Here is a 15,723-nt window from a genome sequence, read left to right as displayed (position 1 = left end):
GATGCTGCCCCCGCGAAATACCGGCGGCCCTACCAGCGCTATCGCAGCCCTACCAGGAAACGGGAAGCGCCTTGCCCTCTTCGTAGCCGGCCGCCGACTGAATGCCCACGAGAGCCTTCTCGTGAAATTCGGCCACGGTGGTGGCCCCGGCGTAGGTGAACGAGGAGCGCACGCCCGAAGTAATCATGTCGAGCAGGTCCTCGATCGACGGCCGCAGCGGATCAAGGTAAATCTTCGAGCTCGAGATTCCCTCGGCGAACAGGGTCTTGCGGGCGAGGTCGTACGCGTCGAGGCGTTCGAACCGGGCCTGTACGGCCTTGGTCGAGGCCATTCCCCAGCTTTCCTTGTAGAGCGCGCCATGGGCATCCGTATTGAGTGTGCCTGGCGCTTCGGCGGTTCCGGCGAACCAGGAACCGATCATGACGGATGCCGCGCCGGCGGCGAGTGCCAGCGCCACGTCCCGCGGGTAGCGCACCCCACCGTCGGCCCAGACGTGAGCGCCGAGTTCGCGGGCGGCGGTGGCCGTTTCGAGCACGGCCGAGAACTGGGGCCGACCGACGGCCGTCATCATGCGGGTGGTGCACATGGCGCCGGGGCCGACACCGACCTTGACGATGGTGGCGCCGGCGCCGACCAGGTCGCGCACGGCGTCCTTGGTCACGACGTTGCCGGCTACGATCGGCAGTCCGAGGTTCAGGTCGGCGACGATGCCGAGCGCGCGCAGCATGCCGTCCTGGTGGCCGTGGGCGGTGTCGATCACCAGAATGTCGACGCCGGCCGCGGCGAGCGCGCGGGCTTTCGCCGCGACGTCACCGTTGATCCCGATCGCCGCAGCCACCTTGAGCCGTCCGTGGCCATCGAGGGTGCTCTGGTAGAGCGTGGAGCGCAACGCGCTCTTGCGGCTGAGGGTTCCGACCACGACGCCGTGGTGCAGTACCGGGGCGAAGTCGATGTCGGCCTCGGTCATCAGGTCGAACGCGCGACGCGGCCCGTCGACGTCATCGGCGTCGAGCGCGGTTAGTTCACCGTGCAGCAGATCGCCCAGGCGAGCGTCGGGCAGTGCGGTGGCCAGTCGGCTGGCGGCGATGCAGCCGAGGTAGTCACCGGTACCGGAGTGGATCACGATTCCCTGCCCGGGAACGGCCGGAACCTGCCGCAACGCCCGCTCGACGGTGTCGTCGGGCGCGAACACGAACGGCGTGTCGAAACGAACCGATTGGTCTTTTACCCAGCGGATGGCCGCATCCAGGTCCTGCAGGTGCATGTCCTGCGGCAGCACCCCGAGCCCGCCACGCCGCGCCAGAGAGGCCGCCAGACGCGGCCCGGTGACCGAGTTCATATTGGCCGAGACGATAGGTATCGTGGCGCCTGTGCCGTCATCCGGGGCCAGCGAGACATCTAAACGGCTGGTGACGGCCGATTGGCCGGGCACCAGGAACACGTCAGAGTAGGTCAAATCGTGGCTGGGCGTCGTTCCATAGAACTGCATACCAAGAACGCTAGCCGCTCAGTGGGGTGTTTATGGCCCGGCGGGATGGGATTAGGCTAGATGGGCAGACTGACCTGGCGGTCGACATCGTCAGCGACAGACTCACTGAAAACGCAGATTGACCCGGCGATTGACCCGCCGAGGGCATCCAAATTCAAAGCAGAGAGTGGGCGATCCCACGGTGTCAGGCCAGGTAACCGGTGGAGCTTCTGACGAGACAACGTCAGGCGAATTCGGAGCAAACGAGTGGCTCGTTGACGAATTGTACGAACGATATTTGATCGACAAGCAGTCGGTGGATGAATCGTGGTGGCCGGTGCTCGAGAGCTACCACCAAACCGCGAACGCCCCGGCGGCAGCGCAGTCGGCGGCGCCGGCAGCATCCGCTCCCCCGGCCACACCGGCACCGGTCGCACCCGTTGCAGCGGCGCCCGCTGCAACGCCGACCGCAGCCCCCGTACCCGTCACCGAGAACCAGCCGACGGCCCGCACCACCTCGAGTGCGCCCAAGCCGGCCCCGGTTCCCGCCGACGCTCCCGTGACCAGCCCGCAGGCCGTCGTCGTCGACGACTCGGAGCCGGTCAAGCAGGACAAGGTCGTTCCGCTGCGCGGCATGGCGAAGTCGCTCGCGACCAACATGGTCACCAGCCTCACCGTGCCGACCGCCACGAGCGTGCGTACCATTCCGGCCAAGCTGCTCATCGACAACCGCATCGTCATGAACAACCACATGAAGCGAGCTCGCGGCGGCAAGGTCTCCTTCACCCACCTGATCGGTTGGGCGCTGATTCGCGCGCTCAAGATGTTCCCCAGCCAGAACGTCTACTACAACGAGGTCGACGGCAAGCCCTCCGTCGTCGCCCCCGCCCACGTCGGCATGGGGCTGGCCATCGACATGCCCAAGCCCGACGGCACCCGCGCCCTGCTGGTTCCGGCCATCAAGCGCGCTGACACGATGACCTTCGGCGAGTACCTCGCCGCCTACGAAGACCTCGTCACGCGCGCACGCCAGAACAAGCTCACCGCCGACGACTTCGCCGGCGCGACCCTGTCGCTGACCAACCCGGGCGGCATCGGCACCGTGCACTCGGTGCCCCGCCTCATGAAAGGCCAGGGCTGCATCATCGGCGCCGGCGCCCTCGACTACCCGGCCGAGTTCCAGGGTTCGAGTGTGAAGACGCTCACCGGCCTGGCCATCTCCAAGACCATCACCCTGACCAGCACCTACGACCACCGCGTCATCCAGGGTGCCGGTTCGGGCGAGTTCCTCAAGATCGTGCACGAGCTGCTCATCGGCCAGCACAACTTCTACGAAGAGATCTTCTCGGCCCTGCGCATCCCGTACGACCCGATCCACTGGGCACCGGACATCAGCGTCGACCTCGCCAGCGCCGTCGACAAGACCGCACGCGTGCAGGAACTGATCAACTCGTTCCGCGTGCGCGGCCACCTGATGGCCGACATCGACCCGCTCGAGTACTCGCAGCGCAGTCACCCCGACCTCGACATCGCCACCCACGGCCTCACTTTCTGGGACCTCGACCGGTCCTTCGTGACCGGCGGTTTCGGATCCCAGCGCCAGATGCTGCTGCGCGACATCCTCGGTGTGCTCCGCGACTCCTACTGTCGCACCACGGGCATCGAGTACATGCACATTCAGGACCCGGCCCAGCGCAAGTGGGTGCAGGAGAAGATCGAGAAGTCCTACGTCAAACCCACACACCACGAGCAGATGCGCATTCTCGCCAAGCTCAACGAGGCCGAAGCCTTCGAGACGTTCCTGCAGACCAAGTACGTCGGTCAGAAGCGGTTCAGCCTCGAGGGCGGCGAGTGCACCATTCCGCTGCTCGACACCATTTTGCAGGGCGCCGCAGAGCAGGGCCTCGACGAGGTCGCGATCGGCATGGCCCACCGTGGCCGCCTGAACGTGCTCACCAACATCGCCGGCAAGACCTACGGTGAGATCTTCCGCGAGTTCGAGGGCACGCAGGATCCGCGCACCGTGCACGGTTCCGGTGACGTGAAGTACCACCTCGGCACCATGGGAACCTTCCGCGGTGAAGACGGCGCCGAGATTCCGGTGTCGCTCGCCGCGAACCCCTCGCACCTCGAGGCCGGCGACGGCGTGCTCGAGGGCATCGTGCGGGCCAAGCAAGACCGCAAGCCGATCGGCACCTTCTCCACCCTACCCATCCTCATTCACGGCGACGCCGCGATGGCGGGCCAGGGCGTTGTGCTCGAAACCCTGCAGATGAGCCAGCTGCGCGGCTACCGCACCGGCGGCACCGTGCACATCGTGGTCAACAACCAGCTCGGTTTCACGACCCTGCCGCAGGATGCCCGCACCAGCGTCTACGCGACCGACGTCGCCAAGACCATCCAGGCGCCGATCTTTCACGTCAACGGGGATGACCCGGAGGCCGTGGTTCGGGCCGGCGAGCTCGCGTTCGCCTACCGCCAGGAGTTCAAGAAGGATGTCGTCGTCGACCTCATCTGCTACCGCCGTCGTGGCCACAACGAGGGCGACGATCCCTCGATGACCCAGCCGCTGATGTACAACCTGGTCGAAGCCAAGCGCAGCGTGCGCAAGCTCTACACCGAAGCGCTTGTCGGCCGTGGTGACATTACAGAGGAAGAATACGAAGCCGCCCACCGCGACTTCCAGGACCGCCTCGAGCGCGCCTTCATGGAGACGCACGCCGCGCAGACCGCTTCGATTCCGATCATCACCCCGGAAATGGCCGCCACAGCCAAGGCCGACGCCGACGCACAGGCCCGCGAGGACGCTGCCGGCGAGCCGGAGACGACCGGTGTTCCCGAAAGCGTCATCCAGCTCATTGGCGACGCGTTCAACAACAAGCCGGCCGGTTTCACCGTGCACAACAAGCTGCAGCAGCTTCTGCAGAAGCGCCTCGACATGAGCCGCAACGGCAACATCGATTGGAGCTTTGGCGAACTGCTCGCTCTCGGCTCACTGCTGGTCGAGGGCACCCCGGTGCGCTTCGCCGGACAGGATGCCCGACGCGGCACGTTCGTGCAGCGTCACGCCGTTCTGCACGACCGGGTGAACGGCCAGGAATGGCTGCCGCTGGCCAACCTCAAGGACAACCAGGCCCGGTTCTGGATCTACGACTCGCTGCTGAGCGAATACGCCGCCATGGGCTTCGAGTACGGCTACTCGGTGGAACGCGCCGACGCCCTCGTGCTCTGGGAGGCGCAGTTCGGTGACTTCGCCAACGGCGCGCAGACCATCATCGACCAGTTCGTCTCCTCCGCCGAGCAGAAGTGGGGCCAGCGGTCATCCGTTGTGCTGCTGCTTCCGCACGGTTACGAGGGTCAGGGCCCCGACCACTCGTCGGCCCGGATCGAGCGGTTCCTGCAGCTGTGTGCCGAAGAGAACATGACCGTGGCGCGCCCGTCGACGCCCGCATCGTACTTCCACCTGCTGCGCCGCCAGGCGTACATGCGCCCGCGCCGCCCGCTGATCGTGTTCACGCCCAAGTCGATGCTGCGCCTGCGTGGAGCGACCAGCGCCGTGGCCGAGCTCACCAGCGGCAAGTTCGAGACGGTCATCGACGATGCCCGCATCCAGGACAAGAACGCCGTGAAGCGCGTCTTGTTCATGGCCGGCAAGATCTACTACGACCTGCTGAACGAACTCGAGAAGAACCCGAACCCCGAGATCGCCCTCGTGCGCGTCGAGCAGTACTACCCGCTGCCCGCCGTTGAACTGAAGAGCGTGGCCGCCCAGTACCCGAACGCCGAACTCGCCTGGGTGCAGGACGAGCCGGAGAACCAGGGAGCCTGGCCGTTCTTCTACCTCGAGACCAACAAGCTCGGCCCGCGCGCCATGCGGCTGTTCTCCCGCCCCGCGTCGGCCTCGCCGGCTGCCGGGTCGGCCAAGCGTCACGCGATCGAGCAGGCCAAGCTGCAGCGCGACGCCCTGACGCTGTAACGGTCACAGCAACTTAGACAGCAATGGAGGGTGACGTTGTCACCCTCCATTGCTGTCTGCGCGGCTGTCTGTGGTCGCAGATGGCAGCATCCGCTTGCCGCGTTCGAGCGGATGCGGGTCGGCTGGCGTTGCGATTGTCCGCCGACGGTTCTAGGCTCGCAGGCAACCCGAGGAGAGATCATGCCCCTTCGCACCGAAAACCGGCTCGGGGAGCCGTGCTGGATCGACCTTGTGACGCGCGACCCGGCCAAGTCGATTGCGTTCTACGCCGCGCTGCTCGACTGGCGGGCTGTCGAGACCGGCGCTGGGAGCGGCCGGCACACGATGTTCTTTCACGGCGATGCCGCCATCGCCGGTTTGACCGCCCAGGACCCCTCGAGCGGCAACCGGGATTTCTGGACCACGTACCTCGCGACCGACAGCGTCGACGAAACGGTTCGGGCCGCGCGGGCTGCGGGAGCTGCCGTGCTCGCCCCGCCGCAGACGGTCGGTGACCAGGGACGCCTGGCGGTGCTGACCGACCCGGCCGGCGCGGCCGTCGGAGTCTGGGAGGCCGCCGGCCACCGGGGCTTCGGTGCCGACAATGAGATTGGAACGCCGGTCTGGCACGAGCTGATCACCCGCGATTTCACGGCCGCGATCGCCTTCTACGAGGAGGTTTTCGGCTGGACGCCGATTCCGCTCAGCGACACAACCGACTTTCGGTACAGCACCTTCGGCCACGACGAATCGATGACCGGCGGGGTGTACGACGCCGACGCCATGCTGCCCCCGGGAGTACCGTCGAACTGGCAGGTCTATCTCGGCGTCGCCGATGTGCGGGCATCCGCGGCACGGGCGACGGAGCTCGGTGGCGCCGTGCTGCGGGAGCCGTGGGATTCCGACTTCGGAACCTTCGCCCAGATAGCGGATGCGACAGGTGCCGTCTTCCTGCTCGGGCAGGTGGAACCGTCACCGCGTGCCTGAGACGCGCGCCTCAGGTGCTCTAGTGCGAGGCCTGCAGCGCGCGGAGCTTCAGCAGAACCTGGTCGCGCAGGTCTTCCGGCGCGGTCTCCTTGCAGGCGCGCTGCATGACCTCGGTCAGCGTGCGCCCAACCAGGTGCTCGCTGCTGCAGTCGGTGCAACTCGCGAGGTGCTCCCGAATATCGGCCGCATCATTCTTGCGAAGTTCGTTGTGCAGGTATTCCTCGAGTTCGGCCTTGGCCTTCTCGCAACCACAATCGGTCATTTGTCTGCGCTCCTGGATGTCTTCTGGCCCTGGCCCATGCCCAGCCCGCGCTCAACCGCATAGCCGGCCAAGAGCTCGCGCAGGAGTCGCCGGCCACGGTGCAGGCGGCTCATTACGGTGCCAATGGGGGTTTTCATGATTTCGGCGATCTCCTGGTAGGAGAACCCTTCGACGTCGGCGAAGTACACGGCGAGTCGGAAGTCTTCGGGAATGGACTGCAGGGCGTCTTTGACAGCGCTGTCCGGCAGGTGGTCGATGGCCTCGGCCTCGGCCGAACGCCCCGACATGGCGGTGGTCGATTCGGCGCCGCCGAGCTGCCAGTCTTCAAGCTCGTCGATGGTGCCCTGGTAGGGCTCGCGCTGCTTCTTGCGGTATTGGTTGATGAAGGTGTTGGTGAGAATGCGGTACAACCACGCCTTGAGGTTGGTGCCCTGCTCGTACTGCGCGAACGCGGCGAACGCCTTCACGAAGGTTTCCTGCACGAGGTCCTGCGCATCGGAGGGGTTGCGGGTCATGCGCATGGCCGCCGCGTACAACTGGTCGAGAAAAGGCAACGCCTGCTCTTCGAACAGTCCGCGGGTCTGCTCGCGCAGTTCGGCCTTGGTCGGGGCAAGGGTTGTGAGTTCTGGGTCGCTGCTGGAAAGGTCTTCCGCGGAAACGGGCGTGTCTGAAGTCATCACGCGCAATTCTAAGCTGTTACCCACAGCCAGGGGTCGTTCCAACAACATTGACACCGTTACGGATCTCCCTCAGATTGTTATCACCGACTATTCTGATAACCGATGTTGATCTCGAGATATTCCAAGCCGGAGTTCGATCCGTACGGCGATAATTCGCCGACCGAAGAGGATGCCTGGTGGCCCGCGCCGACCACGGACGCACCGCTGCAGGCGGTGCTGGCCCTGCCGGGCTCGAAGTCGCTGACCAACCGGGAGCTGGTCGCATCCGCTCTGGCCAGCGAACCGTCCCTGCTGCGTTCGCCACTGCACTCACGGGACAGCGACCTTATGGTCGACGCGCTGCGTCAGCTCGGCGCCACCATTGAGGCTGTTCCCGGCACCGGCGCCTTCGGCACGGACCTGCGTGTGACCCCGCCGTCCGAGCTGCTCGGCTCGACCACGATCGACTGCGGGCTGGCCGGCACGGTGATGCGTTTCCTGCCGCCGCTGGCCGCCCTCGCCCTCGGCCCGACCACATTCGACGGGGATGCCGGTGCACGCCGCCGCCCGATGGGCCCCATCATCGGCGCGTTGCGCGACCTCGGCGGCGATATCAACGACGATGGCAAGCGCGCCCTGCCGTTCACCGTGCACGGCCGTGGAGCGGTCACCGGCGGCGCGGTGACCATCGATGCTGGCAGCTCCAGCCAGTTCGTCTCCGGGCTGCTGCTGGCCGGCGCCCGGTTCGACCAGGGGCTGCACCTGACTCACTCGGGCGAACGACTGCCCAGTCTGCCGCACATCGAGATGACCATCGAGGTGCTGCGCGCCCGCGGAGTCGACGTGGCCACTCCTGCCGTCGGCGAGTGGATCATCCCGCCCGGGCCGATCGCGGGCCGCACGGTCGACGTCGAACCCGATCTCTCCAACGCCGCGCCGTTCCTCTGCGCCGCGCTTGTGGCCGGCGGCAGCGTCACGATCACCGGCTGGCCGGCCGAGACCACCCAGGTCGGCGCCGACCTCGAACAGCTGCTTCCCCTATTCGGTGCGAGCGTCACCCGCACCGGCGACCGCCTCACCGTCACCGGCGGCGAGCGTATTGTCGGCGTCGAGCTCGATCTGTCCACCGGCGGTGAACTCGCCTGCACCCTCGTGGCCCTGGCAGCCCTCGCCGAGTCGCCCAGCACGATCACCGGCATCGGGCACATTCGCAACCACGAGACCGACCGCCTCACTGCGCTGGCCACGGAGATCAACCGGCTCGGCGGAAAGGTCACCGAGCTGCCCGACGGCCTCAGGATTGAGCCCGCTCCCCTGCACGGCGGCCAGTGGCTCAGCTACGACGACCACCGCATGGCCACCGCCGGAGCGCTGATCGGCCTGCGCATTGAGGGCGTCGACGTCGAGAACATCGGCACGACCGCCAAGACCCTCCCCCAGTTTCCCGAGCTGTGGCACGCGATGCTCACCGAAGCGGCGCTGTAGATGGCAGTGGAGCCGCCCGCCGGCGACCCCACCTGGGATGACGATCGTGGCCGGCCTCACGACTTGGCCGATTCCGGCGAGCTCTCCGGCGACCCCGGCGACACCTGGTGGGCTTCCGCCGACGACGACGAGCCCGAATTCGACGAGTCGAGCGTGCGCGTGCGTCCCGGCCGCAAGGGCTCTAAACCGCGCTCCAAGACCCGCCCGAGCCACGAGAACGCCTTGACCGGACGCATCCTCTCTGTCGATCGCGGACGCTACACGGTCATGCTCGACGAGAACCTGCCCACCGAGCGGCGCATCACGACCGCCAGGGCCAGCGAGCTGCGCAAGAACGCCGTCGTCAACGGCGACCGGGTCGACATCGTCGGCGACACCACCGGTGCCGAGGGCAGCCTGGCCCGCATCGTGCGCATCGTGCCGCGGGACACCCTGCTGCGGCGCAGCGCCGACGACACCGACGCCGTCGAGCGTGTGATCGTGGCCAACGCCGACCAGATGCTGATCGTGGTCGCTGCGGCCAACCCGGAGCCGCGCATCCGCTTGGTGGATCGCTATCTGGTCGCGGCCTACGACGCCGGCGTGAAGCCCATCCTGTGTATCACCAAGACCGACCTCGCCGACCCGTCAGCCTTTCTGGCCAACTTCGCCGGACTCGACCTGCCGGTGTTCCAAAGCGGCGAGGGCGGCATGCCGATCGAGGAGATCTCGGCGGCGCTGGTCGGCCACGACACCGTCTTCGTCGGACACTCCGGCGTGGGCAAGTCCACCCTGGTGAACGCGCTCGTTCCCGGCACCAACCGGGCCATCGGCGTCGTCAACACCGTCACCGGTCGCGGCCGCCACACGTCGTCGTCGACCGTGTCGCTGCGCCTACAAACGGATGCCGGCCGCGGGTGGGTTATCGACACACCCGGCGTGCGGTCCTTTGGCCTGGGCCATATCAACACCGACAACATTTTGAAGGCGTTCACCGACCTTGCCACCATCGCCGAGCGTTGCCCGCGCGGCTGCACGCACCTACCCGGGTCGCCGGATTGCGCCATCATCGAAGCCGTTGAAGCTGGCGAGCTCGGCGACACCGGCCGAGTGCGCCTGGATTCCCTGCAACGCCTGCTCGCCACCTTCGCCCCCGCCCGCTGAGATACGACATCGATACGATGGAGGCATGACGGATTCAGCACGCCTTGCAGTCGGCGACACAGCCCCCCAGTTCACCCTGACCGACCAGGACGGGGCATCCGTTTCGCTGGCGGACTTCGCCGGCAGCAAGATCGTCGTGTATTTTTATCCGGCCGCCATGACCCCCGGCTGCACCACCCAGGCCTGCGACTTTCGCGATAACCTCGGGTCGCTCAAATCAGCCGGCTACCAGGTGCTCGGCCTGTCGAAGGATGCTCCGGCCAAGCTCAAGAAGTTTCAGGAGCACGACGCGGTGAATTTTCCGCTGCTAAGTGACACCGACCTTGAGGTTCACCGCGCCTACGGTGCCTGGGGAGAGAAGAACCTCTACGGCAAGCTCGTGACCGGCGTGCTGCGGTCTACCTTCGTGCTCGATGAGGCCGGAATCATCACCCACGCCCTCTACAACGTCAAGGCCACCGGCCACGTCGCGAGCCTGCGCAAAAAGCTCGGCATCGACGCCTGATCTGGTCGTCACGGCCCGAGGCTGCTGCAGCTTGAGCGGTGTCAGTCGGCTTCGGGCTCGGGTTCGTGACTGGTGGCGGCGACCACACGCGGGTTGAAAACCAGCACGAGCACGACGACCGAGGGGGCCAGCAGCGCCCAGCCGACGTCGGGTCGGGCGTAGATGCCCTGAAAACAGCCGATAGCGATCATGACCTGCACGAGCTGCCAGGTCACGGCGGCGCCGCGAATCCACGGACGGCGGCGGAGCGCCCCGACGGTGATCGCGCTGACCCATACGGCAGCGACCACGGTGAGGGCTAACAGGGCCAGCGAGGCTCCGACGGAGTTCGGGGTGGCGATGAGCAGTTCGAGCACCCACCAGGCGCTGAAGGCCCACAGGGCGAGTGCTTCCGCGGCGAGGAGCGCGATCAGCACCCCCAACATTGGGGCGCGTCGAAGTGCCCGGAGGTTAATCCAGGCTGGGCGCCCTGCACCAGAGCCGCTGTTCACAGCGAAAAGCCATACAAAACTATTGATTTGATACCTCTATTATGGGACGATATTTGAGGCCCGGTTGACGCTCACAGGGACGTGAGCTGTTTCAACGCGGTTATCGCGCAGATCCCACTTTCCTGCAACCGGCTATCACCCCTGCAACTCTGGCCAATCGGCCGTGCACCCATGTAATAAAAGGAGCATCCCTATGGACTGGCGCGATAAAGCTGCCTGCCTCACCGCTGACCCGGAACTTTTCTTTCCGGTCGGCAACACTGGACCCGCTGTGGACCAGATCGAGAAGGCAAAGTCGGTGTGCGCCCGATGCAACGTCACCGAGGTGTGCCTTCAGTACGCACTCGAGACCGGCCAGGACTCGGGAGTCTGGGGCGGCCTGAGCGAAGACGAGCGCCGCGCACTCAAGCGTCGCGCCGCACGCGCGCGCCGCGCTTCCTAGCGAGCCAGCACAACTACAGAACGCGAGCCTGCGGCCATCCGGTACTCCCGGAAGGCCGAGGGCTCGCTTTTTTGTGCCCGGCGAGCCGTCGCGCGCCGCGCCCCGGTGCATCCGCTCGCCGGGCCCACCTTATGAACATGGTCCCAGTTTATAAACTGGGCCCATGGACGGGGCCTGGGCCCCGTCCAGAAATTCGCGCAGAAACCCGCGCGACAGGAGGGAGCTAGCCCTCCTGCATGAAGCGCAGGGGGATCTCGATCGTGACCTCGGTGCCGCTGCCCATCATGGTGTGCCAGTCGATGGTGCCGCCCAGCTCGCCCTGAATGAGGGTGCGCACGATCTGCGTGCCGAGCCCGGAGCCGACCTTGCCCTCCGGAAGCCCGGCACCGGTGTCGCGCACCATCACCGTGAGGGTCTCGTCGCTGCGCTGCGCCTCGATCGAGACCTCGCCCTCCCGCCCGGCGAGGCCGTGCTCGACCGCGTTCGTGACGAGTTCGGTGAGCACGAGCGCGAGCGGCGTCGCGTACGCGCTCGGCAGGGTTCCGAAGCTGCCGAACGACTTCGGGTGCACCGTGGTGTTGTGAGCGGATGCCACCTCCACCGTCAACAGCAGCACCCGTTCAAAGACGGCGTCGAAGTCGACGATCTGGCTGAGCCCCTCCGACAGGGTGTCGTGCACCACGGCGATGGCCGCAACCCGCCGCATCGCCTGGGTCAGCGCCTCGCGTGCCCGGTCGGATTGGGTACGCCGGGCCTGGATGCGCAGCAGCGAGGCCACGGTCTGCAGGTTGTTCTTCACCCGGTGGTGGATCTCCCGGATGGTGGCATCCTTGGTGATGAGCTCACGTTCCTGGTGCCGCAGCTCGGTCACGTCCCTGGACAAAATGATCGCGCCGATGCGTTCGCCCCGGTTGCGAATGGGAATGGCTCGGAGCGACACGGTGACCCCGCGCGCCTCGATGTCGGTGCGCCAGGGCGCCCGCCCGGTCACGACGAGCGGCAGGGACTCGTCGACCACAGCGGTGCCGGTGAGCAGACTCGTAGTGACCTCGGCGAGCGACTCTCCCTCGAGTTCCTCCGCGAAACCCATCCGGTTGAATGCGGAGAGCGCGTTCGGGCTGGCAAAGGTGGTGAGGCCGTCGACATCGAGTCGCAGCAGGCCGTCCGACGCGCGCGGCGCGCCACGGCGCGGCCCGGTCGGGGCACCGAGGTCGGGAAAATCGCCAGAGGCGATCATGGCGAACAGGTCGTTCGCGCAGTCGTTGAAGGTGAGCTCCTGACGGCTCGGCGTGCGCGCTTCACTCAGGTTGGTGTGGCGGGTGAGCACCGCAACCGGAGCAGCGGTCACTTCAGCACCGGTCGTGCTCAGCCGGCGCAACACCGGGATGGCCCGCACCCGGGTGGGAGTCTCCTCGTACCAGTCCGGAGCGTCGCGGTCGACGATCTTCGCCGTCTCAAAGGCTTCGGTGACCTGGTTGCGCCACTCCGCTTTGATGTGCTGGCCGACGAAGTCCCGGTAGAACAGCGTGGCGGCACTCGACGGGCGCGCGTGTGCGACCGCGACGAAACTCTCAGACGTTGTCGGAACCCACACGACGATATCCGCGAAGGCGAGGTCGGCCAGCAGCTGGCCATCCGCGACCAGCATGTGGAGCCAGTCCACATCTTCCGCGCTGCTGCGGCCCTGGGCAAGTACGAGATCACTGAGCGTCGACACTCTCCATAGCCTAGGTGTATCCAACGGGTTACGTGGCCGGGGCGGCCTTACGGCCGCGCCACCTGACCCGCCGCGGCATCCGTTCTGATTCCCTGGCTGGAACCACGATGAGGTCCTCCAGTACAAACCGACGGATGCTCGCTCGAGCTGACGACTTCGGGCTCGCGTCCCGCAGGCTGCGGCCGGTCAAGACCGCAGCGTCGAGGGCGCCCTGATCGTGCGGCACCAGAATGGGCGATTCGATGCCGCCAAAGCGCAGCAGCATTGCCGCGACCTGCCCGCGCGGATTCAGCCCGACCGCGCTCGCCCGCACCTGGTTCATCACGACGCTGACCGTGCTGCTGCCGATCACCTCGGTGAGGTCACTCCAAGCGCGCAGAAACCGGGCCATCCCGACCGGGTCGGCCAGCCCACAGGCCACGACGTGGTCGGCCACCCGCAGGGCCGTGACGGTGGCCGCGTTGCGCCGGGGTGCCAACATGTCGCTGGTCAGCTCTTCATCGCTTTCCAGACTGAACCCGGTGTCCAGCACGACGTAGTCCACCCAGTGCCGCAAGGCGTCGATGGTGCGGGTGACCCGTTCGGTCGACAGTTCCGGCCGGTGAGCACCCAGAAGGCACCCTTGGGCGAGTTGTAGCGTTGCGCGATACGTTCAAGCTCTGATTGGTTCAAACTGTCGCTGCCGGCCAAACGACAGGCAGCGGCAAAGCCGGGCGCTTCGTCGAGCATGCCCAGGCTCGGAGCGATCGAGGCGCTGTAGGTATCGACGTCGGCCAACACGACGGTGTGACCGGCCGCTGCGATTTCGGCCGCGATGTTGATGGCCAGTGTCGTGCGCCCCGGCGCGCCGGCCGGGCCCCACACCGCGATCACCGAGCCGGTATTGAGTGCGCCGCCGGTGAAGTGCCGCTCCCCCACCCGCAACGGAACGACAACCCCCGACACCAGCAAATCTTCAATCTCCGACCAATCGCAGGGTATCGCGACAGTTTCGTAGAGGCCCAGGGTGCCGGCGTGCCGCCGCTCCAATTCCGTCGCGGTCAGGGCGACAACGCGAATGCCGCGCTCGTCGCAGGCGGCGATCAACTGGCCGGTCAGGGATTCCCGGCGACCACTGACGACCACGACGTGGGGTTGCCCATGGGACAGCGTCTCAAGGAACTCCCGGGCGGTATCCACGCGAGTGACCACGCTGTGCCCACAATCAATGATGTCGGCCAGCATGCGCTGCTCGGTCGCTCGGTCGAGCACGAGCGCGAGCCGGGCCATCAGGGCACCACCGGGGTGTTCACGGGAACGATCGCGAGGGCATCGCCGTTCATGATGGCCTCCAGCACCGCGCCCACGTTGGCCTTCGGCACGAGCATTTCCACGGATTGCCCACTGGAGGCGGCAATGATGCCGGTCGGTTCGACGATCCGCACGACGACAGCCTGCCCCACGAGAATCGTCGGCGGCGCGTACTCACTCGGCCCGGTCGCCCGCGCCGACCAGATGTCGACGACCGAACCTGCCGCGATCGAGGCGGCCAGTCGACCGGGAACGTCGACGACGACACTGGTCACATCGCTCCCCGACGATTCCCCGACCGCTGACCGGGCCACCAGTTCACCGGTCAGGATCGTCTGCGTGACGAGCAGCCCACCCTTCAAGCCGGTCGACGGAACCAGATACAGGTCGGCCGCGCCGCCGAGCTGCACCCGAGTTTCAACGAGGTCGGCCGCCCTCAGCTGGTCACCGACGGTCAGTGTGTGCCGTGCGGTATAGACCGCCGTAGTGCGATCAGTGCCGGCGACAATCGCGCCGACCCCCGCTATCGAAGCAGCGACCAGCACCAGCCCGATGATGAATCGGGGGTCAACCCAGAAGCGGCGGCGCGTGCGTGTGGGACGGGGTGTTTTCATCCGTTACCTCGCTTCTCTGAATCGATTCCGATGGTGCATTGGCCCTATCGTGCCCGACTTCGCTAAGTCGTGAAAAAGTTATCCACAACTAGCAGAGCCGAATAACGTGAATCTGCCAGAACGGCACGAGACGGTAGTGCAGAATCTCCGGCGCGCGGCGCAGCGTTCCGAGCGGATGCACCGCCAGATCGAGATGGTCACGCGCCACCCGGTCGATGGTTCCGGCCAGGACACCACCGCGAGTGTCGAGTTCCACGAAGCGCCGCCGCCGGCACAGGTCCCGCAGCACAAAGGGAAAACCGACGCGTTCGATGAGCTTTCCGGTGGATTCTGACTCGACCGCGAGCGAGACCAGGCTCTGCTCCGCGCTGAGCACTACCCCGGCGACGGCCGAAAGCGGGATCACGCACTGAGCCCGCCCATTGGCGGTGCCGGGCAGGTCCGCCGCGAGCCAGTCCCGGCCCAGCGTCGTCGGTCGAACCGAGAGGGTCTCACCGGACACCAGTACGATTCGCAGTTGCAGTGTGCCTCCGAGGCCGGCCGATCGCACCACGTTACTCAACCGGGTGCGCAGGGAGAGCTTTTCCAACCGCGTACGTTCCTCCTGCAGGCGCAGGTCAGTGGCCTCGGCGTGCAGCTCGCGTTCGAGTTGCCCTTCGAGGTCGTCAAACAGATCATCCCAGCGCACACGTTGAAAGTAGCCGA

At 66.5% G+C, this 15,723-nt stretch carries 15 protein-coding genes; 6 read left to right on the top strand and 9 right to left on the bottom strand.

Annotation, left to right across the window (positions count from 1 at the left end):
* Positions 1-49: 49 nt before the first annotated feature.
* Entirely contained in the window at positions 50-1,489 is a 1,440-nt protein-coding gene (locus CXY77_RS12315; RefSeq protein ID WP_092340561.1) for a GuaB1 family IMP dehydrogenase-related protein, read from the bottom strand.
* A gap of 181 nt (positions 1,490-1,670) precedes the next feature.
* Here CXY77_RS12315 and CXY77_RS12310 point away from each other — a divergent pair, with 181 nt between their 5' ends.
* On the top strand, positions 1,671-5,444 hold the full coding sequence (locus tag CXY77_RS12310) for a multifunctional oxoglutarate decarboxylase/oxoglutarate dehydrogenase thiamine pyrophosphate-binding subunit/dihydrolipoyllysine-residue succinyltransferase subunit (RefSeq protein WP_092340768.1): 3,774 nt from the start codon (positions 1,671-1,673) through the stop codon (positions 5,442-5,444).
* Positions 5,445-5,624: 180 nt separating this feature from the next.
* Positions 5,625-6,410: a VOC family protein gene (locus CXY77_RS12305; RefSeq protein WP_104130145.1), complete on the top strand. Its 786-nt coding sequence runs from the start codon at positions 5,625-5,627 to the stop codon at positions 6,408-6,410.
* A 19-nt stretch (positions 6,411-6,429) separates the two neighbouring features.
* On the opposite strand, the gene CXY77_RS12300 is transcribed toward CXY77_RS12305, so the two are convergent.
* Together CXY77_RS12300 and CXY77_RS12295 are read right to left on the bottom strand one after the other, a co-directional pair.
* Positions 6,430-6,672, bottom strand: coding sequence for a zf-HC2 domain-containing protein (locus CXY77_RS12300; protein WP_092340559.1), 243 nt, complete (start codon positions 6,670-6,672; stop codon positions 6,430-6,432).
* A complete protein-coding gene (locus CXY77_RS12295; protein WP_104089411.1) occupies positions 6,669-7,349 on the bottom strand; it encodes a sigma-70 family RNA polymerase sigma factor in 681 nt (226 codons plus the stop codon). The genes CXY77_RS12300 and CXY77_RS12295 overlap by 4 nt, the downstream gene beginning before the upstream one ends.
* Before the next feature lie 105 nt (positions 7,350-7,454).
* Here CXY77_RS12295 and aroA point away from each other — a divergent pair, with 105 nt between their 5' ends.
* Genes aroA through bcp form a run of 3 tightly spaced genes read left to right on the top strand, consistent with a single transcriptional unit; the run spans position 7,455 to position 10,464 of the window.
* Positions 7,455-8,816, top strand: a complete 1,362-nt coding sequence (gene aroA / locus CXY77_RS12290; protein WP_092340557.1) for a 3-phosphoshikimate 1-carboxyvinyltransferase — start codon at positions 7,455-7,457, stop codon at positions 8,814-8,816.
* Positions 8,817-9,959, top strand: a complete 1,143-nt coding sequence (gene rsgA / locus CXY77_RS12285) for a ribosome small subunit-dependent GTPase A (RefSeq protein ID WP_092340556.1) — start codon at positions 8,817-8,819, stop codon at positions 9,957-9,959. It begins immediately after the preceding gene.
* A 25-nt stretch (positions 9,960-9,984) separates the two neighbouring features.
* Positions 9,985-10,464: a thioredoxin-dependent thiol peroxidase gene (gene bcp / locus CXY77_RS12280; RefSeq protein WP_104089415.1), complete on the top strand. Its 480-nt coding sequence runs from the start codon at positions 9,985-9,987 to the stop codon at positions 10,462-10,464.
* Between the two features lie 41 nt (positions 10,465-10,505).
* On the opposite strand, the gene CXY77_RS12275 is transcribed toward bcp, so the two are convergent.
* On the bottom strand, positions 10,506-10,880 hold the full coding sequence (locus tag CXY77_RS12275; protein WP_369831303.1) for a hypothetical protein: 375 nt from the start codon (positions 10,878-10,880) through the stop codon (positions 10,506-10,508).
* 268 nt (positions 10,881-11,148) lie between these two features.
* Between CXY77_RS12275 and CXY77_RS12270 the strand changes: the two genes are divergently transcribed.
* Positions 11,149-11,397, top strand: a complete 249-nt coding sequence (locus CXY77_RS12270; protein WP_035837005.1) for a WhiB family transcriptional regulator — start codon at positions 11,149-11,151, stop codon at positions 11,395-11,397.
* A gap of 223 nt (positions 11,398-11,620) precedes the next feature.
* Here the strand turns inward: CXY77_RS12270 and CXY77_RS12265 are convergent, their stop codons facing one another.
* From CXY77_RS12265 to CXY77_RS12245, 5 genes are all read right to left on the bottom strand, one after another.
* The gene (locus tag CXY77_RS12265; protein WP_092340553.1) at positions 11,621-13,114 is read right to left on the bottom strand and encodes a sensor histidine kinase; all 1,494 of its coding nucleotides are present in this window, start codon (positions 13,112-13,114) and stop codon (positions 11,621-11,623) included.
* A gap of 28 nt (positions 13,115-13,142) precedes the next feature.
* Positions 13,143-13,646: a hypothetical protein gene (locus CXY77_RS12260; protein WP_140425525.1), complete on the bottom strand. Its 504-nt coding sequence runs from the start codon at positions 13,644-13,646 to the stop codon at positions 13,143-13,145.
* Positions 13,604-14,383, bottom strand: a complete 780-nt coding sequence (locus CXY77_RS12255) for a hypothetical protein (protein ID WP_104130142.1) — start codon at positions 14,381-14,383, stop codon at positions 13,604-13,606. The genes CXY77_RS12260 and CXY77_RS12255 overlap by 43 nt, the downstream gene beginning before the upstream one ends.
* The gene (locus tag CXY77_RS12250) at positions 14,383-15,018 is read right to left on the bottom strand and encodes a hypothetical protein (protein WP_092340551.1); all 636 of its coding nucleotides are present in this window, start codon (positions 15,016-15,018) and stop codon (positions 14,383-14,385) included. Before CXY77_RS12250 ends, CXY77_RS12255 begins: the two co-directional genes overlap by 1 nt.
* Before the next feature lie 88 nt (positions 15,019-15,106).
* Positions 15,107-15,706: a hypothetical protein gene (locus CXY77_RS12245; RefSeq protein ID WP_104130141.1), complete on the bottom strand. Its 600-nt coding sequence runs from the start codon at positions 15,704-15,706 to the stop codon at positions 15,107-15,109.
* Between the last annotated feature and the right edge of the window lie 17 nt (positions 15,707-15,723).

The organism is Cryobacterium sp. N21, from assembly GCF_002929575.1.
GTDB classification, from domain to species: Bacteria; Actinomycetota; Actinomycetes; order Actinomycetales; family Microbacteriaceae; genus Cryobacterium; species Cryobacterium flavum.
This window is presented reverse-complemented; position numbering and strand designations above follow the sequence as displayed.